General features: G+C 71.0%; 22 protein-coding genes. 10 read left to right on the top strand and 12 right to left on the bottom strand.

Annotated elements, in window-relative coordinates:
• Positions 1-11: 11 nt before the first annotated feature.
• On the bottom strand, positions 12-1550 hold the full coding sequence (locus tag OG866_RS16055; RefSeq protein WP_329335332.1) for an MFS transporter: 1539 nt from the start codon (positions 1548-1550) through the stop codon (positions 12-14).
• Between the two features lie 124 nt (positions 1551-1674).
• Positions 1675-2388, bottom strand: a complete 714-nt coding sequence (trhA, locus tag OG866_RS16050; protein WP_329335331.1) for a PAQR family membrane homeostasis protein TrhA — start codon at positions 2386-2388, stop codon at positions 1675-1677.
• A 342-nt stretch (positions 2389-2730) separates the two neighbouring features.
• Here trhA and OG866_RS16045 point away from each other — a divergent pair, with 342 nt between their 5' ends.
• Positions 2731-4554, top strand: a complete 1824-nt coding sequence (locus tag OG866_RS16045) for a phosphoenolpyruvate carboxykinase (GTP) (protein ID WP_329335330.1) — start codon at positions 2731-2733, stop codon at positions 4552-4554.
• A gap of 185 nt (positions 4555-4739) precedes the next feature.
• On the opposite strand, the gene OG866_RS16040 is transcribed toward OG866_RS16045, so the two are convergent.
• From OG866_RS16040 to OG866_RS16015, 6 genes are all read right to left on the bottom strand, one after another.
• Positions 4740-5339: a hypothetical protein gene (locus OG866_RS16040; RefSeq protein ID WP_329335328.1), complete on the bottom strand. Its 600-nt coding sequence runs from the start codon at positions 5337-5339 to the stop codon at positions 4740-4742.
• Positions 5326-6849 (bottom strand): vWA domain-containing protein, encoded by a 1524-nt coding sequence (locus OG866_RS16035; RefSeq protein ID WP_329335326.1) that lies wholly within the window; start codon positions 6847-6849, stop codon positions 5326-5328. Before OG866_RS16035 ends, OG866_RS16040 begins: the two co-directional genes overlap by 14 nt.
• Positions 6846-8015 carry a toxic anion resistance protein gene (locus tag OG866_RS16030; RefSeq protein ID WP_329335323.1) on the bottom strand — a complete coding sequence of 390 codons (1170 nt, stop codon included), beginning with the start codon at positions 8013-8015 and terminating at the stop codon, positions 6846-6848. Before OG866_RS16030 ends, OG866_RS16035 begins: the two co-directional genes overlap by 4 nt.
• Positions 8012-9085, bottom strand: a complete 1074-nt coding sequence (locus OG866_RS16025; RefSeq protein ID WP_329335322.1) for a hypothetical protein — start codon at positions 9083-9085, stop codon at positions 8012-8014. The genes OG866_RS16030 and OG866_RS16025 overlap by 4 nt, the downstream gene beginning before the upstream one ends.
• A 249-nt stretch (positions 9086-9334) precedes the next feature.
• Positions 9335-9730 carry an SCO4983 family protein gene (locus tag OG866_RS16020; RefSeq protein ID WP_329335319.1) on the bottom strand — a complete coding sequence of 132 codons (396 nt, stop codon included), beginning with the start codon at positions 9728-9730 and terminating at the stop codon, positions 9335-9337.
• Between the two features lie 93 nt (positions 9731-9823).
• Positions 9824-11035: a pyridoxal phosphate-dependent aminotransferase gene (locus OG866_RS16015; protein ID WP_329335317.1), complete on the bottom strand. Its 1212-nt coding sequence runs from the start codon at positions 11033-11035 to the stop codon at positions 9824-9826.
• Positions 11036-11160: 125 nt separating this feature from the next.
• Between OG866_RS16015 and OG866_RS16010 the strand changes: the two genes are divergently transcribed.
• Positions 11161-11817 (top strand): hypothetical protein, encoded by a 657-nt coding sequence (locus OG866_RS16010; protein WP_329335316.1) that lies wholly within the window; start codon positions 11161-11163, stop codon positions 11815-11817.
• 191 nt (positions 11818-12008) lie between these two features.
• Positions 12009-12923: a S1 family peptidase gene (locus OG866_RS16005; protein WP_329335314.1), complete on the top strand. Its 915-nt coding sequence runs from the start codon at positions 12009-12011 to the stop codon at positions 12921-12923.
• A 3-nt stretch (positions 12924-12926) separates the two neighbouring features.
• On the opposite strand, the gene OG866_RS16000 is transcribed toward OG866_RS16005, so the two are convergent.
• Together OG866_RS16000 and OG866_RS15995 are read right to left on the bottom strand one after the other, a co-directional pair.
• A complete protein-coding gene (locus OG866_RS16000) occupies positions 12927-14510 on the bottom strand; it encodes an N-acyl-D-amino-acid deacylase family protein (protein WP_329335312.1) in 1584 nt (527 codons plus the stop codon).
• Between the two features lie 11 nt (positions 14511-14521).
• The gene (locus OG866_RS15995; protein ID WP_329335310.1) at positions 14522-15805 is read right to left on the bottom strand and encodes an amino acid deaminase; all 1284 of its coding nucleotides are present in this window, start codon (positions 15803-15805) and stop codon (positions 14522-14524) included.
• A gap of 189 nt (positions 15806-15994) precedes the next feature.
• On the opposite strand from OG866_RS15995, the gene OG866_RS15990 reads away from it, so the two are divergent.
• From OG866_RS15990 to OG866_RS15960, 7 genes are all read left to right on the top strand, one after another.
• The gene (locus tag OG866_RS15990) at positions 15995-17122 is read left to right on the top strand and encodes a sugar kinase (RefSeq protein ID WP_443063642.1); all 1128 of its coding nucleotides are present in this window, start codon (positions 15995-15997) and stop codon (positions 17120-17122) included.
• Positions 17119-17883 (top strand): IclR family transcriptional regulator, encoded by a 765-nt coding sequence (locus OG866_RS15985; protein ID WP_329335307.1) that lies wholly within the window; start codon positions 17119-17121, stop codon positions 17881-17883. The genes OG866_RS15990 and OG866_RS15985 overlap by 4 nt, the downstream gene beginning before the upstream one ends.
• The gene (locus OG866_RS15980; RefSeq protein ID WP_329335306.1) at positions 17880-18290 is read left to right on the top strand and encodes a RidA family protein; all 411 of its coding nucleotides are present in this window, start codon (positions 17880-17882) and stop codon (positions 18288-18290) included. Before OG866_RS15985 ends, OG866_RS15980 begins: the two co-directional genes overlap by 4 nt.
• 117 nt (positions 18291-18407) lie before the next feature.
• Positions 18408-19889 carry a GntP family permease gene (locus OG866_RS15975; protein ID WP_329335305.1) on the top strand — a complete coding sequence of 494 codons (1482 nt, stop codon included), beginning with the start codon at positions 18408-18410 and terminating at the stop codon, positions 19887-19889.
• Positions 19890-20010: 121 nt separating this feature from the next.
• Positions 20011-21120, top strand: coding sequence for a hypothetical protein (locus OG866_RS15970; protein WP_329335304.1), 1110 nt, complete (start codon positions 20011-20013; stop codon positions 21118-21120).
• Positions 21117-21812, top strand: a complete 696-nt coding sequence (locus OG866_RS15965; RefSeq protein WP_329335302.1) for a hypothetical protein — start codon at positions 21117-21119, stop codon at positions 21810-21812. The genes OG866_RS15970 and OG866_RS15965 overlap by 4 nt, the downstream gene beginning before the upstream one ends.
• Positions 21813-21838: 26 nt before the next feature.
• Entirely contained in the window at positions 21839-22492 is a 654-nt protein-coding gene (locus OG866_RS15960) for an RES family NAD+ phosphorylase (RefSeq protein WP_329335300.1), read from the top strand.
• A 13-nt stretch (positions 22493-22505) separates the two neighbouring features.
• On the opposite strand, the gene OG866_RS15955 is transcribed toward OG866_RS15960, so the two are convergent.
• On the bottom strand, positions 22506-24380 hold the full coding sequence (locus OG866_RS15955; protein ID WP_329335298.1) for a caspase family protein: 1875 nt from the start codon (positions 24378-24380) through the stop codon (positions 22506-22508).
• Between the two features lie 52 nt (positions 24381-24432).
• Positions 24433-26463 (bottom strand): radical SAM protein, encoded by a 2031-nt coding sequence (locus tag OG866_RS15950; protein ID WP_329335296.1) that lies wholly within the window; start codon positions 26461-26463, stop codon positions 24433-24435.
• Positions 26464-26512 lie beyond the last annotated feature (49 nt).

Here is a 26512-nt window from a genome sequence, read left to right as displayed (position 1 = left end):
GGCTGCCATTGTCAGGCATCGGCCGGCTCGGGAGCCATGTCCGGGGTGCCCGCGGCCTCGTCGGGCCGCCGCGTTCCCGGCAGGAAGGCCGCCGCCAGCAGTGCCGCTACGAGGGCGGCGGCGCCGCAGACCAGCAGGACGACGCCCATGCCGTGGACGTAGGCGCTGTTCGCGGAGGCCAGCAGGTCGCCGGAGCCGGTCCGCTGGGCGACCAGGTGCGCCGCGATCACCGAGTCCCCGGCGGTGTCGGCGGCCTGCGGGGGCAGACCGGTGACGTCCAGCCGGTCCCGGAAGATGCCGGCGAGCAGGCTGCCGAGCAGGGCGATGCCGATCGCGCCGCCGACCTGGCGCAGGGTCGTCAGGAGGCCGGAGCCGCTGCCGGCGCGGTCGCGGGGCAGCGTGCCGAGGGCGCCGTTCATGGCGGGGATGAGGGAGAGGCCGAAGCCGAGGCCGGTGACCGAGAGCCACAGCGCGGTGAAGCCGTAGCCGGAATCGGTCGTCGTACGGCTGCCGAGGAAGGCGGCGAACGCCAGCACCACCAGACCGGCGCTGACCGTGGCCCGGGCGCCGAAGCGGGTGACGACCTGTGGGGCGAGGCGGGTGGCGACGAGCAGGCCGCCCATCATCGGCAGCAGCCGTACGCCGGTGCCGAGGGCGTCGTTGCCGAGAACCGCCTGGAGGTAGGGCGGCAGGACGAACAGCAGGCCGGACAGGACGAACATGACCAGGGTCGCGGCGAGGGTGTTGAAGAGGAACCCGCGGTGGGCGAGCAGGGTCATGTCGAGCATGGGGCGCGGCTGCCTGCGCTCCCGCAGGACCAGGGCGGTCAGCAGGAGGACTGCTCCCGCGAGCATGCCGAGGACCAACGCGTCGGTCCAGCCCCGGCTGGGGGCCTCGATGATCGCGTAGATCAGGGCGCCGAGACCGGTCGCGGTGAGCGCGGTGGAGACGGTGTCGACCTTGGGGGAGGCGGGGTCGCGGGTCTCCGGGAGCAGCAGGACGCAGGCGGCTATGCCGAGCGCGGCCATCGGGACGTTGACCAGGAAGACCGAGCCCCACCAGAAGTGGTTCAGCAGCCAGCCGCCCATGATCGGGCCGAGTGGCAGGCCGAGCGCGCTGGCGGCGGAGATGATGCCGATGGCCTTGGCGCGCTCGTCGGGGGCGAACAGCGAGGGCAGCACGGAGAGCGCGAGCGGGGTGACGAGGGCGCCGCCGACGCCCATGAGGGCACGGGCGGCGACGACCCAGTTCACATCCGCGGCCAGCGCGCCCACCAGGGAGGCGGCGAGGAAGATGCCGAGGCCCACGACCAGCATCCGGCGCCGTCCGAACCGGTCGCCGAGGAGTCCGGCGGGCAGCATCAGCGCCGCGAAGACGACCACGTACGCGTCCGCCATCCACTGCTGTTCGCCGGTGGTCGCGCCGAGGTCGGCGGCCATGGTCGGCAGCGCCACGTTGAGGATCGTCATGTCGAAGCCGAGGGTCAGCATGCTCGCGACCAGGGCGCCGAGCGCCCACCAGCGACGGGGGTCCGGAGTGAAGGTTTCCATGAAATGAGAGTAACTCTCAAAATATGGTGACTGTCAATCAAGATGTACTCTCGAAATCGGGGAGGCATGCAAAAAGGGCCACGGCTCGCAAGCCGTGGCCCTCGGAGAAGTGCGGGAGGGGGTGTTACCCGTGCTGGTACGCCACCATCGAGATCCCCACGTAGTGGACGACGAACGCCGCCAGCGTCAACGAGTGGAAGACCTCGTGGAAGCCGAAGAAGCGCGGTGACGGGTTGGGACGCTTGATGCCGTAGATGACACCGCCCGCGCTGTAGAGCAGCCCGCCGACGATCACCAGGACCAGTACCGCGATGCCGCCGGTGCGCATGAAGTCGGGCAGGAAGAAGACCGCCGCCCAGCCCATCGCGATGTAGCACGGGGTGTACAGCCAGCGCGGGGCGCCGACCCAGAAGACCCGGAAGGCGATTCCGGCCAGCGCGGCGCCCCAGATGCCCCAGAGCAGCCACTGCCCCTTGCTTCCGGGCAGGAGCAGCAAGGTCAGCGGGGTGTAGGTGCCCGCGATGATCAGGAAGATGTTGGCGTGATCGAGTCTGCGCAGGACGCCGTCCATGCGCGGGCTCCAGTTGCCCCGGTGGTAGAGGGCGCTGACGCCGAACAGCAGGCAGGCGGTCAGGGCGAAGATCCCGCAGGCGACCCGGCCCCGGGTCGAGTCCGCGAGCGCGGTGAGCACCAGGCCCGCGATGAGTACGGCCGGGAACATGCCGAGATGCAGCCAGCCCCTGAGCTTCGGCTTGATCTCTTGCGACAGGGAGTGCGCTACAGGACCGCGGCCGGCGGCCGAGGGGTCCAGGGGCGCGTCGGAGGCGGACGCAGTCATGTTCCGCATCGTACCTACGGACCCGTAAGTCGCGGATGAGGAAGAGCTGATAACCGGCCGGGAGTGGCCATCATCTCACGGCAGTTGACGCGCCGGAGGCCTTGGCAAAGAACTCCCAAGTGAACCCAACGTGCACGCAAAGAAGCGCTCCGGCAACAGCGCGTCACGTGGCAATCCTCACTCCGCTCACCTGTGATGCCCTCTGGACAGATGGGCGGTAGCGTCGGATGATCAAATGAGTGCGGTCGGCACCGGATGAGCGCCAAGGTCTCCACCGAGAAGCATCCGGGTCGCAGCCCCCACGGGGCCTCCAAACAAAAAATCCCTCATCAAGGAGCAATCGTGGCGCGCGACATCGCGGCTCCCCCCGTCATCCCCACCCAGCACAAGGAACTGATCTCGTGGGTGAACGAGATCGCCGAACTGACCCAGCCGGACAACGTGGTCTGGTGTGACGGATCCGAGGCGGAGTACGAGCGCCTGAGCGAGGAGCTCGTGGCGAAGGGCACCTTCAAGAGGCTCGACCCGATCAAGCGCCCCAACTCCTACTACGCGGCCTCCGACCCGACCGACGTCGCGCGCGTCGAGGACCGCACCTTCATCTGCTCCGAGAAGGAGGAGGACGCGGGCCCGACCAACCACTGGAAGGCCCCCGCCGAGATGCGGGAGATCTTCGCCGGCGAGAAGGGCGTCTTCCGCGGCTCCATGAAGGGCCGGACGATGTACGTCGTCCCGTTCTGCATGGGCCCCCTCGGCTCGGACCTCTCCGCGATCGGCGTCGAGATCACCGACTCGGCGTATGTCGCGGTCTCCATGCGCACCATGACCCGCATGGGACAGCCGGTCCTGGACGAGCTCGGCACCGACGGCTTCTTCGTGAAGGCCGTGCACACCCTCGGCGCGCCCCTCGCGGAGGGCGAGGCGGACGTCCCCTGGCCGTGCAACAGCACCAAGTACATCTCGCACTTCCCCGAGAGCCGCGAGATCTGGTCCTACGGCTCCGGCTACGGCGGCAACGCCCTGCTCGGCAAGAAGTGCTACGCCCTGCGCATCGCCTCCGTCATGGCACGCGACGAGGGCTGGCTGGCCGAGCACATGCTGATCCTCAAACTGACGCCCCCGCAGGGCGAGTCGAAGTACGTCGCCGCCGCCTTCCCCTCCGCCTGCGGCAAGACCAACCTCGCCATGCTGGAGCCCACGATCTCCGGCTGGACGGTCGAGACGATCGGCGACGACATCGCCTGGATGCGCTTCGGTGAGGACGGCCGCCTCTACGCCATCAACCCCGAGGCCGGCTTCTTCGGCGTCGCGCCCGGCACCGGTGAGCACACCAACGCCAACGCGATGAAGACCCTGTGGGGCAACTCCGTCTTCACCAACGTGGCGTTGACCGACGACAACGACATCTGGTGGGAGGGCATGACGGAGGAGACCCCGGCCCACCTCACCGACTGGAAGGGCAACGACTGGACTCCCGCCTCGGAGACCCCGGCCGCCCACCCCAACGCCCGCTTCACCGTCCCCGCCTCGCAGTGCCCGATCATCGCGCCCGAGTGGGAGGACCCCAAGGGCGTGCCGATCTCGGCGATCCTCTTCGGTGGCCGCCGCGCCTCCGCGGTGCCGCTGGTGACGGAGTCCTTCGACTGGAACCACGGCGTCTTCCTCGGCGCCAACGTGGCCTCCGAGAAGACCGCCGCCGCCGAGGGCAAGGTCGGCGAGCTGCGCCGCGACCCCTTCGCCATGCTGCCGTTCTGCGGCTACAACATGGGCGACTACATGGGCCACTGGGTCGATGTCGCCAAGGACAAGGACGCCGCGAAGCTCCCCAAGATCTATTACGTCAACTGGTTCCGCAAGAACGACCAGGGCAAGTTCGTCTGGCCCGGGTTCGGCGAGAACAGCCGTGTCCTGAAGTGGATCGTCGAGCGTCTCGACGGCAAGGCGGAGGGTGTGGAGACCCCGATCGGCATCCTGCCGACGAGGGAGGCCCTCGACACGGCCGGCCTCGAACTGGCCGACGCCGACCTCGACTTCCTCCTCACCGTGGACAAGGAGGTCTGGCGCGAGGAGGCCGCGCTGATCCCCGAGCACCTCAACACCTTCGGTGACCACACGCCGAAGGAACTGTGGGACGAGTACCGGGCGCTGGTGCAGCGCCTGGGCTGAAGTCCCCGTACAGACCGCCGCGGTCGGCTCCGATCGTGCCCTGACCAGCAGTATCGTCACGGCCGACCGCGGTGACAGCCGACGAGGCCCTGTACAACGGCGTACCGGGCTACGGCCTGGCGTCGCGTCCCCGTCCGCCCCGACGGGAACGCGACGCCAGGCCTTCGTCTTTCTTCGGGGTGGGGTCAGTTGGCCCGGCCCCGGTCCTCCAGATACCGCGTGTGCGACTGCTGCCGCCGGGCCTCCGTCTCCCGCAGCGCGGCCGCCAGCCGCTCCGCCTCCTCCTGGAGCAGCGCCAACTGCCGTTCCAGATGGCGTTCCGGGGCTTCCTGGCCCGGCGCGAGGCGGGTCCACCACCTGGTGCGCACGAAGGTGTCGACGGCCTCGGGAACGTCCTGCCGTACGGCCCGTGCGAGCGTGTGCACGCCCTCCGGGTCCTGGGACAGGAGTTCGGTGGCCCAGCCGGGGTCCAGCAACGCCGTCAGCAGGTCGGTCAGCTCGGTGAGGCGGCCCGCGGCGGCCGGGGGCAGCTCGACCTGTGCGAGGTAGGCGCACAGCTTCCCGAAGTCGTCCCGCAGGGCGTCCAGCTGGGCCGACGGGTCGGGGAAGTCCGGCAGCGCGGGCCGCTCCGGCGGGGCGACCAGCGCGCCGGCGCCGTACAGCCCCGCCACGACCACCGGCCAGTACGCTCCCGCCACCCCCGCGAGCGTGAGCCCGACCCCCACGAGCCCGCAGGCGCTGCCCGCGATGTTCTTGCGGGACTCCAGATATCTACTGATAGCCACGGATCTCCTCGAAGGCACCGTCCAGCGACCCCTTCTGGGCGTCGAAGAGACGGCCGCCGGTCAGGTCGGCGAGGTGCTCCAGCTCGGAGCGGTCGGAGTCGCCGAAGAGGATGGGGAAGACGGGGATCTGCCGCTGCGTGGGGCTGAGGGTGCGGTAGAACCCCTCGAACTCAGCGGCCGTGCTGCCCTTGGTGTTCTCGCCGTCCGTCATCAGCACGATCGACGTGAACATGTCCCGCTCACCCCGGAGTTGCTCGTACGCCTGCTCCAGCGAGGAGTAGATCGCGGTGTCGCCCTCGGCGGTGAGCGCCCGGATGTCCTCACGGATGTCCTCGATGCCGTCCTGGGGGTCGGCATCCATGGTCAGGCCCCGCACGTCCTTCACCTGCGAGCCGAACGGCATCAGCGTGACCTCCTCACGGCCCCGGAAGTCGGCGCTGACGTCGGTGAGCGCCTTCTTCAGCCGCTCCAGCCGGTCGCCCTCCATCGAGCCCGAGGTGTCGAGGACGTACACGGTCCGGGACGGCCGGCGCAGCTCGTTGTCGTAGGAGTCGAGCAGCCCGTCCGCGACCGACCGGCTGCCCGGGAAGGGCAGTTCACGCCGTCGGTCGGTGTCGAGGCCGGCCGCGGGGGCGACCGAGGGGACCACCGGGCGGCGATGGGTGCGCTCGGTGATCTCGCGCTGGATCTCCGGTGTGCGCAGGGCCTCGGTCAGCCGGCGGACGTCGTCGCGCTGCGTGGCGTCGGCGGCGGTGAGCGTGGAGAGCGGGTAGTCGGCGGTGACGACACCGTCGCGGGGGCGGATCACGGTCAGCTCCGGGATGCCCTTGAGGACGGACTCGTAGTTGATGAGCGCGTCGACGTTCCCGCGCCGCTTGTACGCCGAGGCCAGCCAGCCCGACGATCCCGAGGTCAGCTGCTGCCCCTGGAAGAACTCCTTCAGCCGCGGGGTCGCCTTGGTGACGTCCTCGTCCGTGAGGGCGGACTGTGCCCCGGACAGCGCCGAGGCGACGGAGATCAGCGTGGAGAAGCCGGAGTTGGAGACGGTCGGGTCGGTCATGCCGTACGTCAGCCCGTCGTCCCGCACGGCCCGCGCGACCTGGGCCCAGGTGACGTCGTCGGGCTTCCAGCCCAGTTCCCGCAGGGTGTCCCGCTTGACGCCGATGGCGACCGGGCTGGCCATCACCTCGGTCTCCGACACCACGCGCCGGGCCGCCTCGGGACGCAGCCGCAGATAGTCGTTGGAGGACAGCCACACCGCCTGGTAATGGTGGTCCGCCTCCCCCTTGGCGAGCGTGTCCACCGCGTCGAGGGTGCCCGTGTAGAACAGCCGGACATCGACGCCGATGTCCGCACCGACCTGTTCGACGATCGGTTCCATGTCGCGCAGTTCGCTGGAGGCCAGGATCCATACCGCGCCCTCGGCCGGCCCGTCCTTCTTCTCCGCCGTCCCCGTACAGCCCGACAGCAGGGCGACGACGGCGAGGACGCCCATCAGTACCCGTCTCATCCGAGGCCCCCTTCCAGGGCACCCTGGGACCGGCTGCGCTCCAAGTACGCGGAGGCGTGCTGGAGTTCGAAGGTCAGCGACTCCACGGTCGACGCCATCGCCTCGGTCGCCTGCACCTTGTAGCTGTCGATGGCGTCGAGGGTCCGATAGATCTGCTGGAAGGCACTGCGCAGCGTCTCCGCGCCCACGGCCGGGTCGGCAGCGATGCGCTGGATCTCCCCGCTCTGCGTGGCGAGCATCTCGGCGTTGCCCCGGATGAGGTCCTCGGTCGTCCCGCGCAGCGCGTTGACCTGTTCGACGACCTTCTTCTGGTTGTCCAGCGCGGAGGCCAGCATCACGGAGATCCGCAGCGCCGACACGGTCGTGGTCGCGGCCCGGTCGACGCCCTTGATCAGCTCCTCGTTGTTGCGGCGTACGACGTCCATGGCGAGGTAGCCCTGGGCGCACACCGCGAGCTGGGTCAGCAGGTCCTGGTGCTTCTGCCGGACCGGGAAGAGCACGTCGGCCCGCAGACCGTCGGCCTGCTGGGGGTCGGCGACCCCCTCGATGTGCCGCTCGACGGCCGTGTCCAGGGCCTCGGTGAGCACGACGTACTCCTGGAGCTTGCCCATGGTCTCCCACAGCCGCACCCGCTCGGTCTGCAACGCGGCGTTGTCGCGCCGCAGTTCGTCCTGGCCGCCGCGCAGCGCGCCCACGATCCGGTTCAACGTCCCCTGTGCGGAGGCGTACTTGGCGAGGTGGTCGCGCACCTTGTTGCCGCCGGGCAGCCGGGACAGGAACTTCCGCCCCTTGGCGGCGGCCAGGTCACGCGGGTCCAGGTCCTCCACGACCCGGCGCAGTTCGACGAGCGACCCGGCGACCTGCGCCTGCGCGTCCCCGCCCTTGTCGGGCAGGCTGCGCACGGTCCGCTCCAGCATCCGGTTGGACTGCGCGGCGGCACTGCGCATGTCACCGGCGCCCAGTCCGGTGATCTCGCCGACCTTGCCCGCGAACTCGGGGGAGCGGGCGTCGAGCGCCGCGAGCCCCGCCACATAGCCGGCGGCCTTCTCCGCCATCCCCGTACGGACGGACTCGTCGACGGGCACGAGCCCACCGGCCCGATCCCGCGGTACGGCCGTGACCGCCTCGGGCGGTGTAAGGGTGAAGTCGCTTGCCTCGTTGCTCACTTGTCGTCCCCCGTCGCGCGGCGGGCCAGCTCGTGCAGCACCGCGGAGGTGGGCACGGGAGCCTGGCGGACGCCGGTCAGTTCCTGCTTGAGATGCGCGTCGGCCGAGCCGAACGCGGTGGCCGCCCCCTGCGGCCGGAACCCGTGCCGGACCAGCAGTTTGCGCAACTGCGGGTCACGGGACAGGAGCTCGGCGAGCGCCCGCCCGTCCTCCGTGAGCGGTACGACGGTGTGGTCGCTGTTGACCGTGGTGTCCGGGTAGAGGACGACCAGGTCACCGGGCTGCTGCCCGCCCGCCAGAAGGGAGGCGACCTGTGACTCGTACACGAGGACCAGCGGGTTGCCGACCCCGCTGACGAAGTCACGGAAGGACGCGTCGGTACTGGTCTGCTGGGTGCCCTGGACGCTGACGAGCTTCTTCAGCAACGGTGCCGTGCGCTCCACGTCGGCGTCGCTCGCGACCACCTTGCCGCCGTTGGCGACGTAGGAGGTGGCGGCGAGATAGAGGGCGCCGGAGTTGGAGGACTCCGGGTCGGTGCTGGAGATGTAGAGCGTGCCGCCCAACTCCCCGTACTTCTCGGCCCCCTTGAGCTGCTGCCAGGTCCGCCCGGCGCGGGCCGCGTCGAGATACGCGGCCATGTCCAGGGTGCCGCGGTTCTTCCCGTCCAGCTTGGCGAGCCCGTTGCCCGCGAGCACCTCGGCGGCGCTTCGGTGCGCCACGACGACGAGGGGCGAGTAGAACGGGCGAGGGAGGGTCCCCCGTACCTTGTACTTCGCGGCCAGCTCGACGGCCGGCGCCTGACTGGACGGCAGGGCGAAGTCGTACCCCTTGAGGTCCAGCCCCTCCATGGCCCATGACCCGGAGGTCTCGGCCTTCACGGTGTAGCCCTTGGCGGCGAGGGCCTTCACCACGTCGGGATCGGCGAAGAACTCCGCCTTCTCCGACCCGATCACACCTTGCACGGTCTTCGTTGCCGTGCCCGCGTCCCCATCAGTGCGCCCTGCGACGACGGCAACCACCACGCCACCGACCAGCAGGATCGCGAGGACGATTCCGATGATTCGTCTCACAGGAGGAGAGTGCTCGCGGAACCCAACATTCCCCGGCGCGGGGAGTGAACGGGGGGTGTCATACCGTCTCCGGTACTGCAACGCCCCTCAGGGGCGCGGGGAACTGCGCGACAAGCCACAACGAACCGGCACCCGCGAACGAACGTGAACCCCTACGGCGAACGGGCGCCCCGGCTCAAGCCAACGCAGTGCGTGGCACCCGGTCCGCGCGTCGCTGCGGGTGCACGCGGACCGGGGCCGTCCTTGGGGTCAGCCGACGCTGCTCAGCGCGTGGGCATCCATACGTTCGGCGGCGAGAATCGCCACCGCGGTGTCGGCGCGCGACGCGGCCACGACCAGCGCCCGCCCCGCGAGGGCATGCGCCCGCTCATGCAGGGCCGCGGCGTCACCCGTACCGGACGCCACCGCACGGACCGGCGTCCCGCCACCCCTCAACCGCGTCACCTGCTCGGCAAGCCGCTCCGCGGCGGCGTCGAGATCCTCGGTCGGCTCAAGCGAGCGCAGCGAGTCCGTCACCGCGAGCAGCGCCGACAGATGCCCCGCGAGCTGGATGTCCAGCTCCTCCTCGCGGGTGCGGTGGGGGAAGTCGGAGGTGGGGCCGGCCGTCGTGCTGTGGACCGACTTGGTGCGGATCGGTTCGTACATGGGACGGCCTCCTGTGCTGTCAGGAAACCATCCTAGCTTAGATTCATTCTAAAGTTGGCTGCGATCGTGAAACTCGGTCTCACCAGCGGAGCGCTACGGCTGGCTGTAGCCGTCCAGGAAGTTCCCGATCCGTGTGATCGCGTCCCGCAGGTCGCGGGCGTTGGGCAGGGTCACGACCCGGAAGTGGTCCGGCTCGCTCCAGTTGAACCCGGTGCCCTGGACGACCATGATCTTCTCGCGCCGCAGCAGGTCCAGGACCATCTGCCGGTCGTCCTTGATCTTGAAGACGTTGGGGTCGAGGCGCGGGAAGAGGTACAGCGCGCCCTTGGGCTTCACGCAGCTCACGCCAGGGATCTGCGTCAGCAGCTCGTACGCCACGTCCCGCTGCTCCCGCAGCCGCCCACCCGGCAGCACCAGGTCGTTGATGGTCTGCCGGCCGCTCAGCGCGGCGACGACTCCGTGCTGTCCCGGCATGTTCGCGCACAGCCGCATGTTGGCGAGGATGGTCAGGCCCTCGATATAGGAGTCGGCGTGTGCGCGCGGGCCGGAGATGGCCATCCAGCCCACCCGGTAGCCGGCCACCCGGTACGCCTTCGACATGCCGTTGAAGGTGAGGGTCAGCAGGTCGGGCGCGACGGACGCGGTCGGGGTGTGCGTGGCGTCGTCGTAGAGGATCTTGTCGTAGATCTCGTCGGAGCAGACGAGCAGGTTGTGGCGGCGCGCGATGTCCGTCAGTCCGCGGATCATGGCCTCGTCGTACACCGCCCCCGTCGGGTTGTTGGGGTTGATGATGACGATCGCCTTGGTGCGGTCGGTGACCTTCCGCTCCACGTCCGCGAGGTCCGGCATCCAGTCGGACTGCTCGTCGCACCGGTAGTGCACGGCGGTGCCGCCGGACAGGGACACGGCGGCGGTCCACAGGGGGTAGTCGGGGGACGGGACGAGCACCTCGTCGCCGTCGTCCAGCAGCGCCTGCATCGCCATCACGATCAGCTCGGAGACGCCGTTGCCGATGAAGACGTGCTCGACGTCGGTCTCGATGCCGAGGGTCTGGTTGTGCATGACGACGGCCCGGCGGGCGGCGAGCAGGCCCTTGGCGTCGCCGTAGCCATGGGCCGACGACACGTTCCGCAGGATGTCCTCGAGGATCTCCGGCGGACAGTCGAACCCGAAGGCGGCCGGGTTGCCGGTGTTCAGCTTGAGGATGCGGTGGCCCGCCGCCTCAAGCCGCATGGCCTCCTCGAGAACCGGGCCCCGGATCTCGTAACAGACGTTGGCGAGCTTGGTCGACTGGATCACCTGCATGTCTGGGAGCTTACGGCCCGGTAACGCGGCTTGGGCCGTGTTTTCCACCACTTGAGACGCGCCGGTTTGGCCGGTTATCGCCGGTAGCTGTCTCGGCGGCCCCCGCGTCCCTACAATGCGCGGCCATGTCCAGGCCACCCCAGAACGAGAACGGCATCGGCGGGGCCGGAGCGCCCCAGGGTGCGCCGAACGTGTACCACCCGCGGGTCGAGCCGCCCCCTTCCTACGACGAGTACACCGACCCGGCCGTCGCGCACGGGTGGCAGAACGCGTACGACGAGACGGCCGAGCTGCCTTCGGTACCGGGTGCGGTGGTCGGCGGCCCCCGCCCTCGCTCCCGTCGTAAGCCCAAGCGGAGCCCCTGGCGCTCGCGGCGCGTGGTGGTCGCGGCCGGTGCGGTGGGCGCGGTGTCGATGGCGGCGCTGGTCGCCGGGTTCTCCCTGTCCGGGGCGCCGGGGGGTCCGGAGGGCAAGGAGCGGCGTACGGGTTCGTCGGCGCCGGACGTCACGGGGGAGTCCGCCACCGATACTCCGGGCGTGGCCGATGCTTCACGGGGCGGGTCCCCGTCCGTGTCCTCTTCCCCGGCCTTGACGAACACCGCGTCGAAGTCGGCCGCCCCCTCGCAGGACACCCCCGCCCCCACCGCGACCACCTCCGCCCCCGCCCCGACCGCGACCCCGTCCGACTCGGGCGACTCCGGCTCCGGGTCCGGCTCCGGGTCCGGCTCCGGGTCCGACGGCAAGCCGGGCAAGGGGCTGGGCAACACCAAGCGCCCCCGCTGAGCCATCTGATGCATGAAGTCCCCGACCCCGGGCAGGAGTCCGCAGATTCCTAGGGGAGTCCGTAGGGAAACCCCCACGACTCGAAACAAGTCCTTGCCCGGCTGCCCCGCCAAGATGACAATGCGCATGACAACTTGGCGGGTGGCCGGAGATTTTCCGGTCACCCTCGTCGCAATTGAGGGGACCCCCACATGAAGAAGCCTCTCGGTGCCGTAGTGCTCGCCCTGGCGTTGGCCGGGGTCGGCGCGGCACCAGCGGTCGCGGCCCCGGACACCACGGGTGCGGTGGACACCAGCACCGCCGTCTCGACGGTATGGGACACGGTCACGTCCGCCTCGGCGAGCCTGAACCAGGCCCTCGCGCCCCAGATCCAGGCGGTCAACTTCGCCGGCACCGTCTCGCTCAGCAACTGTTCCGGGTCCGTCATCCGCTTCCCCGGCTCCGAGGCCGACGACCCCGCGCTGGTCATGTCCAACGGCCACTGCCTGGAGACCGGCTTCCCGGCGGCCGGCGAGGTCGTCGTCGACCAGGCCTCCACCCGGAGCTTCGGGCTCCTCAACTCCTCCGGCACCAGGGTCGGAACGCTCCGCGCCAGCAAGATCGCCTACGCGACGATGACCGACACCGACGTGTCGATCTACCAGCTCACGCGCACCTACGCCTCCATCAAGAGCACGTACGGCATCGACGCGCTCACCCTGAACGACACCCACCCGGTGGCCGGCACCGCCATCACGGTCGTCTCCGGCTACTGGAAGCGCACGTACGCCTGCAACGTCGACGGTTTCGCCTACCGCCTCAAGGAAGGCGAGTGGACCTGGAAGGACTCGGTCCGCTACACCTCCGCCTGCCAGACCATCGGCGGCACCTCGGGCTCGCCCGTCATCGACAACGCCACCGGCAAGGTCGTCGCCGTCAACAACACCGGCAACGAGGACGGCGCCCGCTGCACCGACAACAACCCCTGCGAGGTCGACGCGAGCGGCAATGTCACGGTCCGCCAGGGCATCAACTACGCCCAGGAGACCTACCAGATCCCGGCCTGCTTCGGCCTGGACAACAAGCTCGACCTGAGCAAGAGCGGCTGCACGCTGCCCAAGCCGTAGTACTTACGAGGGGGTCCGCCGGACGGAGCGTCCCGCAAGGACGTCCGTCCGGCGGCCGTCCTCGATCACGAAACGGCCGTCGACCAGGACGTGCGGGATGCCGGTCGGGAGAGTGCGGGGCTCGGCGAAGGTCGAGCCCGCCGCCACCGTCGCCGGGTCGAGCAGGACGAGGTCGGCCTTGTACCCCTCGCGGACCAGGCCGCGGTCGGGCAGGCGGAGCCGGGCCGCCGGGCGGCCGGTCAGATGCGCGACGCACTCCTCCAGGGACAGCACCCCCAACTCCCGCACATAGTGGCCGAGATAGTGCGGGAAGGTGCCGTACGCCCGCGGGTGCGGCTTCGCGCCCTGGAGGATGCCGTCCGAGCCGCCGGTGTGGACGCGGTGGCGCATGATGTGCCGGACGTTCTCCTCGTGGCCCACGTGCTGGATGATCGACGGGGCCAGCCGGTCGGCGAGCAGCAGCCGGCGGGCGGTCGGCCAGCCGTCGAGGCGGCGGCCCACGTGCTCCGCCAGCGCGGGATCGGCCACCCCCGAGATCTCGATCGTCTCCCACTCGACCGGCACCCCGTGACAGCCGTCCGAGCCGACGACCTCCAGATGGTGGCGGATGCCTTCCGCGGTGTCGTCGTCGGAGAGCCGCCGGAGGATCTCCTCCGGACCGCCCTCGCTCGCCCAACTCGGCAGCAGAGCGGCCAGAGTTGTGCTGCCGGGTGTGTAGGGGTACGTGTCGAGGCTGATGTCGGCGCCGTCCGCCAGCGCCTTGTCGAGCAGCGCGATCAGTTCCGGCGCCCGGCCCTTGTTCACACCGAAGTTCATGGTGGCGTGGGCGAGATGGAGCGAGCAGCCCGCCTCCCGCGTCAGGGTCACCATCTCCTCGTACGCCTCCAGCGCGCCCGCCCCGTAGGAGCGGTGGTGCGGGCAGTAGTAGCCGCCGTACGAGGCCACTACCCGGCACAGCTCGGTCAGTTCGGCGTCCTTGGCGTACATGCCGGGCGTGTACGTCAGCCCGGACGACATGCCGACCGCGCCCTGCTCCATGCCCTCGGCGACGAGTCGCCGCATCCGGTCCAGCTCGGCCGGGGTCGCCTCGCGGTCCTCCCAGCCGACGGCGAGCATGCGCACGGTCCCCTGGGGAATGAGGTAGGCCGCGTTGACGGCGATGCCCCGATCGAGCCGGTCCAGGTACTCGCCGACCGTCCGCCAGTCGAAGTCGATGTCGTCGCCGTACCCGTTCCACCCGGTGATCGCGCGGCGCACCTCGGCGAGCGTGCGGTCGTCGACGGGGGCGTACGACAGCCCGTCCTGGCCGAGGACTTCGAGGGTGACGCCCTGCGCGGCCTTCGCGCTGTGGTCGGGGTCGCGCAACAGGGCGAGGTCGCTGTGGGCGTGCATGTCGATGAAGCCGGGGCAGAGGACGAGCCCCTCGGCGTCCAACTCGCGCCGCGCCGTGGGGCGTTGGCACCCCGCGTCGGCGGCCTCCTTGACGATCGAGACGATCCGGCCGCCGTCGACCACCACATCGGCGCGGTACGAGGGCTCGCCGCTGCCGTCGACGACGTCCGCGTCCCGGATGACCAGTTCCTCCACGGTCGTACCTCCTAGAAGAACGTACGGATGTAGTCGACCACCGTGCCGTCCGCCTCGGCCAGCGGGATCAGCTGCCACTTGTCGAAGGACGTGCAGGGGTGGGAGAGGCCGAGGCCCAGCCAGTCGCCGACCTCCAGGTCCGCGCCGGGGGCGGTGCGCAGCCAGGCGTGCTGGTCGGACAGGCCGGTGACCTCGATCCCGGTCGCCGCACGCTCCGTCCCGTCCCGGCGGACCACCTGGGCGAACGGCAGATCCAGGTCGTAGGCGGCGTCCCGCTTGCCCGCGTTGACGAAGGCCTGCTCGGGGGAGGGCCGGGAGACGACCTGCGTCCAGAGCCGGAACGCCGGTTCCAGGGCACCCTCCTCCGGGACCCGGTTGAAGGGGGTGATCTTCCGGTAGTGCCCGTCGTCGTGCGAGACATAGGCGCCCGAGCGCAGCAACTTCAGTACGGGAAGGGAGAGTTCGGGGATCTGTGCGAAGACGTCCGCGACCGCGTCGAACCACGCGCTGCCGCCCGCGCTGACCACGATCTCGTCGAGGCCGGCCCCGGCGAACCGCCCCGCCTTGTCGAAGTCGACGGCGAGCGCGACCAGCCGCCGCAGCCAGGCGTGCACGCGCTCGGGGTCGGCCCGGGGCACCTCGCCCTCGTACCCCGCGACCCCGACGAGCCGCAGGGTGCCGGTGCCCGCCACGGCGTCGGCGACCGCCGCGCACTCGGCCTCGGTGCGGACACCGGTACGGGCGCCCTCACCCGCGGCGAGTTCCACGACGACGTCCACCGGCCGGGCGGTCCCGCCCAGGGCCCGGTCCATCAGCTCGACGCCGCGCACGGAGTCGACGTAGCAGACGAACCGGAAGTCCGGGTCCGTCGCCAGCTCACCGGCGATCCAGCGCAGGGCCGCGGGGTCGGTCAGTTCGTTGGCGAGGAAGATCCGCTGGATGCCGTAGGCCCGGGCGACGCGGACCTGGTGCGGCACGGCGAGGGTGATGCCCCACGCCCCGTGCTCGATCTGCCGCTGGAAGAGCTGGGGCGCCATGGAGGTCTTGCCGTGCGGGGCGAAGGCGAGGTGGTGGCGGGTCGCGTACGTCTCCATGAGCCGGAGATTGTGGTCGAGCCGCTCGGCGGAGAGGGCGAGGACGGGCGTGGTGAAGCCGTCGGTGAAGAGGTTGCGGCGCTGGGCGGCCAGCTCGGCGACGGTGAGGCCGTCGGCGTCCGGGGGGAGGCCCTTGAAGCGGTGGTCGACCCGTTCCGCTGTGAGGCGGGCGAGGGCTTCGGTACCGGTGCCGAGGGACACGGGGCCTCCCTGATCAGGTCGGTTGCATTCTCTGCAACGTCCATTGCGTATGTCGCTTACTGGTGTCTAACATCCTGGCCAACGCCGGGTCAATGGAGCCGCCCGGGCCCGAGACGACGAGGAGCTACGACCATCGTGAACGCCCCCGAGGTCACCGACGTCCCCGATGTCGTCTCGCTCGGCGAGTCCATGGTCACCTTCCTGCCCACGCGGCCGGGCCGCCTCGCCGATGTGCCGTCCTTCGACCGGGCGATCGGGGGCGCGGAGTCCAACGTGGCGTGTGTCCTCGCCGCGGCCGGGCATTCCGTGCGGTGGGTCAGCCGGGTCGGGGCGGACGGGTTCGGGGATCACCTCGTCGAGACCATCGCGTCCTACGGCGTGGAGGTGAGCGGCGTGCGGCGCGACGCGCTGCGGCCGACGGGGGTGTACTTCCGTACGGCGGGGGAGCGGGGGACGTCTGAGCACGAGGTCGCCTATTACCGGGCGGGGTCGGCGGCGTCGGCGATGACCGTGGAGAACGTGGAGGTGGGTGCGGGGCGGGTGCTGCATCTGTCGGGGATCACGGCGGCGTTGTCCGAGGGTTGCCTGGAGCTGATGCGATCGCTGACGGCGCGGCGTGAGGGTCGTCCCGTGGTGTCCTTCGACGTCAATCACCGGTCGGGGCTGTGGCGCGACGCCGACGGGGCTGAGGTGCTGCTGGAGTTGGCGCGCGGGGCGGATGTGGTGTTCGTGGGGGAGGACGAGGCGGAGGAGGTGTGGGGGGTTACGGGCGGTGCGGAGGCGGTGCGTGCCTTGTTGCCGGAGCCGGCGGTGTTGGTGGTGAAGCAAGGAGCAGAGGGGGCCACAGCTTTCGTGTCGGCTGCGGGTCGGAGGGGGCTGGTCGCGCAGTTCCCCGCGCCCGTTGGGTTGGCCGGCGAACCGGAGTCATCAAGTCGTGCCGCTGGGGCGGCACGGGTGGGCGCGGGCGGCACCCCGCCAGTGCGGGCGAGCGAAAAGCCCCCTACCGCAACCCCCACCTCCCGCACCTTCGAACCCGCCCCCACCGTCGACGTCGTCTCCACCACCGGTGCCGGTGACGCCTTCGCCGCAGGGTTTCTGTCCGGCACCCTCCGCGGTCTCCCCGTCAACGCAAGCCTCCGTACCGGGCACCTCTGGGCCGCCGCCGCCCTCACCGTCCCCGGTGACCTCGCCGCACCCCCCTCCCGTGCACACGCCGATCGCCTGGTCGCCCTCGATGACCTGGCGTGGGAGAGACTTCGTCTCGGCCCCGGCTGGACGCAAGCCGCGCAGGCCCCGGAGGAGGTACGCACCCCATGAGTCAGACCGTCGACCGCGCGCTCAGCATCCTGCCGTTGCTCGCCGAGGGCCCCGCCGATCTCGGGCAGGTCGCCGACCGGCTCGGCGTGCACAAGTCCACCGCGCTGCGGCTGCTGCGCACCCTTCATGAACACGGCATGGTCTACCGCCAGTCCGACCAGCGCTACCGCCTCGGCGCCCGGCTCATCGCCCTCGCCCAGGAGGCGATGGAGAACCTCGACATCCGAGAGATCGCCCACCCCCACCTCGTACGCCTCAATGAACAGGTCGGCCACACCGTCCACCTCGCCGTGTACGAGGAGGAGGACGTTCTTTACATCGACAAGGTCGAGAGCCGGTATCCCGTGCGGATGTACTCGCGGATCGGGAAGCCCGTCGCCATCACCGTCGCCGCCGTGGCGAAGCTGCTGCTCGCAGACCTCCCGGAGGGCGAGCGCCGCGCTCTCGCCGACAAGCTCGACTACCCCCTGTACACGGCCCGTTCGACGCCCAACGCCCCTGCCTTCCTCAAGGAGTTGGAGCGGGTGCGCGAACAGGGCTGGGCCACCGACCTCGGTGGCCACGAGGAGTCCATCAACTGCGTCGCCGCACCGATCCGCGGCGCCGACGGCCGGGTCGTCGCCGCGATGTCGGTCTCCGCGCCGAACGTCGTCGTCACCGCCGACGAGCTCCTCACCCTGCTCCCGCTGGTCCGCCGCACGGCGGACGCGATCAGCGGGGAGTACTCCGGCAGAACCCCCGTCAAGGAAGTCACCCCATGACCGAGAAGACCGCGCTCACCCCCAAGACCCACACCACCCCGCCCGCGAAGTTCTCGCACGGGGTACGCAAGGGCAACATCCTCCAGGTCGCCGGGCAGGTCGGATTCCTGCCGGTGGTGGAGGGGCAGGCCCCGACGCCCGCGGGCCCGACCCTGCGTGAGCAGACCCTCCAGACCCTCGCCAACGTGAAGGCGATCCTGGAGGAGGGCGGCGCCTCCTGGGACGACGTGATGATGATCCGCGTCTACCTCACGGACGTCGACCACTTCGCCGAGATGAACGGCATCTACAACACCTACTTCGAGGAGCAGGGGCTCACCCAGCCGCCCGCCGCCCGGACGACCGTCTACGTCGGTCTCCCCGCCGGGCTCCTCATCGAGATCGACGCACTCGCCGTCCTCGGCTGAGGCTGCCCCTCTCCCAACTCCCGCACGCCGTAAGCAGCCGGCATGGTCCCCCACGGGTGGCCATGCCGCGATGCGCCCTGCCCGAAAGCTCCATGTTCTTACGCAGAGGACCCCCGTATGTCCCATCCGCTCGCCGCCACCACCCCCACCGAGGCACCACCCCACACCGGTGGACTGCTCCTCCTCATCGACGGCACCGCCGGTCTGCTGACCGTCGCCGCGCTCGGTATCGCGCTGCTGCTGTACCTCATCATCAAGGTCAGGATCCAGCCCTTCGTGGCGCTGCTGGCCGTCTCCATAGCCGTCGGCCTGCTCGCCGGTCTCTCGGTCACCGAACTCTTCGGCACGGTCCAGAGGTCGGACGCCGTGTCCACCATCGAGTCCGGCATGGGCGGCATCCTCGGCCATGTCGCGATCATCATCGGCCTCGGCACGATGCTCGGCGCGATCCTCGAAGTCAGCGGTGGGGCCGAGGTGTTGGCGTCCCGGCTGCTCAACCTCTTCGGTGAGAAGAGGGCCCCGCTCGCCATGGGCCTCACCGGCCTGATCTTCGGTATCCCGGTCTTCTTCGACGTCGGCATCTTCGTCCTGGCGCCCATCGTCTACGCGGCGGCCAAGCGCAGCGGCAAGTCGATCCTCCTCTACTGCCTGCCCCTCCTGGCCGGCCTCTCGATGACCCATGCCTTCCTGCCGCCGCACCCGGGCCCGGTGGCCGCGGCCGGCCTGCTCCATGTCGACCTCGGCTGGGTCATCCTCATGGGCGTCGTCTGCGGTGTCCCGGCGGTGCTGGCCGCGTGGGCGTTCTCGGCGTGGATCGGCCGGCGCATCTTCGTCGCCGTACCGCAGGACATGGTCGAGGCGGCGGCGGAGGCGAGGCTCGCGGTGATCGAGGAGCAGCGGGCGCAGGGCGTCGTGCCGCGCGAGGACCCCGTCCCGCTCGGCACGGTCCTCGGCATCATCGGTACGCCGCTGGTCCTGATCCTCGCGGCGACGTTCTCCTCGATCGCCCTCGACCCCTCCACGCTCCGCTCGGTGGTCGAGTTCTTCGGCAGCCCCTTCGTCGCCCTCACGATCGCCCTGCTCCTCGCGTACTACCTCCTCGGCATCCGCCGCGGCTGGTCCCGCAAGTCCCTGGAAACCGTGTCGACGTCCTCGCTCAAGCCGGTCGGCAACATCCTCCTCGTCGTCGGCGCGGGCGGGGTCTTCGGCGCCGTCCTCAAGGCCAGCGGCGTCGCCCAGGCCCTGTCCGACACCTTCAACGACGTCGGCCTCCCGGTCATCGTCCTCGCCTACCTGATCTCGGTGGTCCTCCGGGTCGCCCAGGGTTCGGCCACCGTCGCCATCGTCACCACGGCCGGCATCGTCGCCCCCCTCCTCGCCGAGGGCCACCACTCCCAGGCCTTCGTCGCCCTCGTCATCATGGCCATCTCCGCCGGCTCCATCTTCGCCTCACACGTCAACGACGGCGGCTTCTGGATGGTCGCCAAGTACTTCGGCATCAGCGAACGGGACACGTTGAAGACGTGGACGGTGCTGGAGACGGTGTTGTCGGTGGTGGGGTTCGTGGTGGCTGGTGGGGTGAGTCTGGTCGTGTCGTAACTGCCCGGCCGGCGCCCTGAGTTCGACCCGGTCGCGACCCGTTCGCGACCGGGGCGTGCGCTGGAATGGGTGTACGGGGCGGGCTTGTGAGGCCGGCGGCGGCGGTGCGATCCTGATCGTCATGCCGCCGTCTCCTCACGTGCCCGATCACGGAGCGGTACTGGCGGAGGTGCGGAAGGTGCGGCGGGCCGGAGTCGTCAGGTTGCGCGCACTCGACGTACCGGCACTCGCCGGGGCCGCCCGTGAACTCCCGCGGGGAGACGGCGAGTCGCCAGGGGGGCCGGTGGAGAAGGTGCTGCGGCTCGCCGTCTCGCGGATCGGCGGCGGCACGCTCCAGACCGCCGCCGAGTACAGCCTCGGGCTCGCCCAGGGCACCCGCGACTGGCCGGCCGCCGACCGGCGCAGACGGGCCGCCCAGGTGTACGGGGTGAGCGTCGAGCGGTTCCGCAAGCACCACGAGCTCATGGTCCTCGGGCAGGTCGCCGAACAGGTCGTCCAGCTCGTCGTCCAGGGGGCCGCCCCCACGGGCGTGCCCGCACCGTCGTACGAACGCATGCCCGCCGCCCATCGCACCCTGCGCCCGCGCGTCGATCGCCGTACCGTCCCCGTCACCCTGCACGTCCACTCCGTCGACCTGCTGCGGGACATCGATGTCGTCGTCTCGCCGTCCAACACCTACTTCGCGCTGCCCGCGCCCTACAAGTCGTCCGTCTCCGCCACACTGCGCCGCGCGGGGGCGCGCAAAGACCCCGTCGGGGGACTCGTCGAAGACAGGATCGACGACGAGTTACGGGGCTGGACCGCCCGGCACGGGTCTCCCGGCCGGGCGGCACAGCCCGGCACGGTCGCCGTCACCTCGGCGGGCGCCCTGGAGGGCCAGGGCATCCGGCGGATCTACCACGTGGCCGTCGCCGTACCCCGGCCCGAGACCAACGACTACGACGTCCAGCCCGCCGACATCACCCGAGGCGTCGCCCGGGTCTTCGCGCTGCTCGCCGAGGAGGCCGGCGCGCACGACCCGCCGCTGCGGTCCGTCTGTCTGCCCCTGCTGGGCGCCGGGCGCGGCGGACTCACCCCGCTGGAGAGCTTCGGCGCGCTGTGGGCCGCCGTCGAGGCCGAACTCGCCCGCGGCGCCGACTGGGAGCTCCACTTCGTCGTACGCCGCCATGCCCGCGCCGACCTCCTGGAACGGCTGCTGACCACCGACGCCCCCGCGGAGGACGGCCGATGAGCGCGCCCGACGATCCCTACCTCGTCCTCGCCGCCGCGGCGGCCCGCTGGGACCGGGTCTCCGGGCGCCTCGGGACCGCGGAACGGGAACGGCTGACCGGCCTGGTCGCCGTCGTACGGGACCGGACACGGGACGAGCGGCTGCGGTACGCCGCCGCCCGGCAGGCCGCCGAACTGCTCGCCGCGTGGCTGCCGGACGAGTTCGGGGCGGACCCCGCGGCGCGGTTCACCGGGCCGCCGGTGATGCCGGGGCCGGGCGGGCCGTCGGCCGGGCAGCCGACCGTGCAGGGGTTCGACGCCGAGGATCTCGCCGTGCTGCTCATCGACGGGCACCGCATGGTCGGCCCGGTCCTCGGGCCGGTGCGTGAACGGCTGCTCGCCGAGCCCGCGTTGGACGCGGAGACGCTGCTCCGGCGCGGCGGCGCCCCCTTCGCGCCCGAGCTGATCCGGCTGCCCGGCGTCGGCGGACGGCTCCGGCTGCCGCGGTTCCAGTTCTCCGAGGACACCCTGCCCTGGCTGGTCGTCCTGGAGGTCAACGCCCTCCTCGCCGCCGACCGCGACCCGTGGGGCGCCGCCGACTGGTGGCTGTCCGCCAACGCCTGGCTCGGCACGACCCCGGTGAGCCTGCTGGGGACGGAACACGACCGCCAACTCCCGGACGTCGCACAGTTCTTGATGAGCAGTGGAGAGTGAGCCGCCGGATGGGAAGTGACTGACCCGTGCCCAACTACCGGCCGCCCGAAGCCCTGACCGGCACTCCCGGCAAGGTCACACTCACCCGCGGCACCCCGCTCTACCGCATCCACGGCTCCCACCGGCCCGCCGCCGGGTTCAACCCAAAACCCGCCCACTGTCTGTACGGAGGCGGCCGCTTCGACGCCACCTCCTGCGACCCCTACGGCTATCTCTACGCCGGTCTCGGCCCCACAGCCGCCGTCTGCGAGACCCTGCTGCGCTCCCTGCCCTTCGACCCCGCGGGCGGCCCCCGGCTGCTGCCGCGCCGTGCCGTCGAGGGCCGCCGGCTGAGCACCCTGCGGCTCGCCGCCGACGTGGACGTCCTGCCGCTGGTCAGCGCCCAGGACCTGGCCGCCGTCCACCAGGACACCTGGCTCGTGCACACCGAGGCCCACGAGTACCCGTACACCCGCGACTGGGCCCACTGGATCCGCCACCACACCGAGCCCTGGGCCCAGGGGCTGCTGTGGGCGTCCAAGCGGGAGCCGGCCGACCGTACGGTGGTGCTGTTCGGCGACCGCAGCCCGGACGGCGCCCTGCGCGCCGACGAGGAGGACGCCGTGGACTTCGACACGGCCGAGGGACGGGAGTGGCTGAACTCCGTGCTCCAGCCGTACTACGTCCAGCTGGCCCCTTAGCCGTGGACACCGCCTAGGGCACGACCGTCCGCAGGGCGATCGTCCGCGTGGCCCAGCGGCCCGGCGTGCCCTGGACGGCCGGTCCGAGGTCACGTCCGCCGGAGGGCGCGCCGAACCGCAGGACGTCCTCGTCCGCGCCGCCCGCCCACTGGTTCCACGCCCGCATCCGGAACGGCACGGTGTTCAACTCGCCCTCCGCCACGATCAGTTTGAGCCAGTCCCGTACCTCCGCGCCGGACGTGACGGCCCGGGACTCCGGCAGGGCCGGCCGCACCGGCTCCCCGTCCAGGGCGTACCCCGTCCGCCCCGGCCCGATGAAGTGGCCCGGGAACAGCACCGGGTCGCTGGCATAGCTGTCGGTGAGATCGAGCAGCACACACCAAAGAGGCCGCTGCGAGCGGTTGTCGAGCCGGATGGACAGCGCCGGCGGCTCCCCGTCCGGCCCGTACGCGCACACGATCTCCCCCCGCCCGTCCGGCACCAGCGCGCTCCCGCCGCCCCAGGGGACGATCTCCACCCGGACCTGGTTGTCCAGCAGGGACGGCCGCGAGCCGAGATCGCGCAGCCGGTGCCAACGGGTCAGGTGCGTCAGACAGTCCACGACCGTCTTCCCGTCGTACGACGATGTCGCCTCGGCCGGTGAGCCGTCCCGGTCGGCCGGCCGCGCGCCGAGCCGCAACGGATCCACGAACCGCGTCCCGTCCCGCCCCAGCACCTCCACCACGCCGCCGCCCGCCGCGACCACCCGGAAGTGCAGATCACCGAAGTCCTCCGGCGAGTCCACGACCCGGAGCGACGGGGTGGCACACGCGGTGACGGCCGCCCGGAGGCGGGCGTCCGCCCCCTCGACACTGACCGTGGCGGGCGGAGCGGCCAGCGCGGTCGGGCTCACCGGGTAGGCCCGCCCAGGATCCGGCGTCCAGTCCACCGGCTCCACCAGCGACCGGTCCGCCCGCACCGCACGAGCCCGTACGACCTGCCCCGCGCCGAGGACCCCGAACTTCGTGCCCCCGGCATCCGCCCCGCCCCGCAGGCCGTGCACCGTCCCGCAGTCCACCTCCCACCCCTCAGGACCGCACCGCAGCAGATGGTCGCCGACCGCGCTCGCCCCCGCGCCCGCGAGGAACGGCAGATCGGCGGCCTCGGCCGTGTCCGGGAACAGCACCGGCTGCTGCCGGCCGCCGGACCGCCGTACCCGCGCGTCCGCCGCCGCCAGCACCTGGCGGTAGGTGGCGTCCGGGCCCGCCGTGCGGGCCGCGTCCAGCAGGGCGTGCGTGAAGATGCCGTGCCGGCGGCCGTCGAACCAGCCCTCGTACGAGAGCTGGTCGAGGCGGCTCGCGGCCAGCAGGAGATGCCGGGCGGCACCCGGTGCGGGGGCCGCGTCCCGGGCGGCCGGCCACTGCGGGCGGGGCGGCGCCCAGCGTGCGGTGAGGTCGGCGGGGATCCGGTCCTCACGGGTCGCGCCGCCCGAGTAACAGCAGTCCAGGACCGCCACCACCAGCGCCCCACGCGCCGCCACCTCGTCGAGCAGCACGCCCAGGCGTTTGTCGGACAGCGGGCCGTCCACGCAGACCAGCGCCTGGCTCAGACCGGTCGCCTCGACGAGGAGTTCGGCGCCGGTGGCCACCCGCTCGCTGCCGTGCCCCGAGAACCAGAACAACGCCGTGTCCCCGGCCCCGGCCGACCCGAGGAACGTGCGGATGCCGTCCTCGACGACGGAGACCGTCGCCGCGCCGTCCAGCACCGTCCGCACCTCGACGGCGTCCCCGCCCCGCCGCTCCAGCAACTCCCGGGCCGCGCCGACGTCGTTGACGCAGCCCGAGAGGGGTGTGGCGATATGCGGTGGGTAGGCGTTGACGCCCGCCATGAACGCGTAGATCGTCCCCATGGCCGGAAGTCTGACATGTCACCCGTTCATGCAGAGGTGTTCCGCCGCACCCTCAACTCGGCTCCCTCAACTCCGCTCCCCGGCGCCGGATCGCGCCCGGGTCACGCAGTTCGTGGGTGAGGAGGCGTTCCGCGAGGGCGGTGCGGTGGTCCGGGGCGAGGGCGGTCACGGCGGCGATCAGCTCGTCCGGGGTGGACGCGGGGCCGTGGCCGAGGAGCCGGGCGGACTCGGCGTCCAGGGGCGGGTGGTCCTCGGGGGCCGGGGCGCCGAGGACCACCCGGCGCAGGGGCTCCGCCGACTCGTCCGGCAACAGGTCGGCGTAGCGCGGCAGTTCGGCGTCCGGCGCGATCAGCAGCAGGTGCTTGGCGATCAGGTCGGCTTCCGGGAACGGCGTGCGAACGGCCAGGGGGGTGAGGGTCTCGGCAGGCAGGCCCAGGACACAGCCCGCGTGGAGCAGCATCTCGCGGACGCGGCCGGCGGCGGGGGCGTCGGGGAGCAGGGCCGCGGTGCGGGACAGGAACCCGGCGAGAAGTTCCTCGCCCGCCGTAGGGCCGGCCTGCTCGGCGCCCCGGTAGTAGCGCGCCAAGTAGAGCCGCCACCACGCCAGTTGGACCTCGTACAGCTCGCCCACGACCGCCGTGTACGCCTCCTCGGGGAGCAGCTCGCGCAGGGCCGGTACCAGGTCGCGGTAGACCAGGCGCATCCAGGTGTGCGGGGAGCGCTGGATGCCCCAGCACTCGCCGTGGGTGTAGTCCCCGAGGAGTTCGGCGAGGCTCAGTGCGCCCCTGGTGAGGTCGGTGCGGAAGTCGCCCGCGCCGGTGGGCTCGAAGGCGTAGAAGTGGTCGGCGGAGCGCGCCGGCCGGGGTGTGGGCAGGGCGTGGTCGATCAGCTCCTCCACCTCGGCGTACCGCGCCAGCAGTGTGTCGTGGTCGAGGGTGAGGCGCGGGTGCAGCGGGTCGGCGAACCGCGTCTTGATCTTGGCGATCTCCTCGGACAGCGCCTGGTAGAGGAAGACCTTGTCGAAGCGGTGGCTGAACGACAGCCCGATGTAGGGGAAGACGGTGCAGCTGCGGCACTCCGAGCGCTGGCCCACCTCCTCGTCCCGCACCCTGAGGAACTCCGGGTCCTGCACCAGCTCGCGCAACGGGCGGTCCCACTCGACCGAGTTGTCGAAGGCGTGGTAGCAGGGCAGCACCAGCCGGCCGTCCGGGCCGACGGTCAGGATGCGCTTGTTGGCGTAGCAGTCGGTCGGCGCGGTGGGGTCCAGGGTCTCCATGTACTTGCGGAAGTGCAGGTTGATCAGTGCGAACGGCTGGTACAGCAGCCGCATCAGCCGGGCGGAGATCGGGCCGTCGGTCGGCTCCGACTCGTCCATCCGGTCCGAACGGCCCGGCACGGCGTCGGCGAGCGGCTTGCCGTTCTGCTCGATCAGCGGGAGCTTCAGTTTGCGGGCGGTCCGGTTGGTGTCGCGGACGGTGTCCTGCTCGTCGAAGTACTCGAACATGCCGGAGAAGTAGACGGTGATCCGGTTGTCGTGGGCGAAGCGCAGCAGGTCCGGTATCTCGTCGACGTTCTCCCGGGTGACCACGCAGATCAGCTTGAGGTTGCCGGTGCCGGTGGCGATGACCTTCTCGATGACGTCGAGCGCGCGGTCCAGGGTGGGCACCCCGCGGATCTGCCGGTAGCGGTCCGCGCGCAGGGTGTCCAGGGAGACGTTCATGGTGTCGACGTAGGGCACGATCGCGTCGATGTGCTTGGCGAACCGGATGCCGTTGCTGGTGATCTCCACGGCCATGCCGAGCGACTTGGCGTACTGCACGATGCCGTCGATGTGCGGGTGCAGCACGGGCTCGCCGCCGGTGAAGTCGACGTAGCGCACGCCCAGTTCGTACAGCTCGTCCAGGATCTGGCAGGCCTTGTCCAGGGTGAGTTCCTCGTAGCCCTTGAACTTGTCGTCCTGCCAGACGTTGCAGTAGCCGCAGAGCGAGTTGCAGCGGAAGGTGATGTAGAAGCGGGCCGAGGTGAGTTGGCCTCGGTCCGTGGACATGGCGGGAGTGGTGGTGGCGGTGGTGCTCGCGGTCACGTGTGGGTTCTCCGTCGGTAGGTACGGCGGGGGGTGGATGCGAACGGTT

The organism is Streptomyces sp. NBC_00663 (assembly GCF_036226885.1).
Taxonomy (GTDB): domain Bacteria; phylum Actinomycetota; class Actinomycetes; order Streptomycetales; family Streptomycetaceae; genus Streptomyces.
Note: the sequence above shows the minus strand (reverse complement) of the source record. Positions and strands in the feature narration are given on the sequence as shown.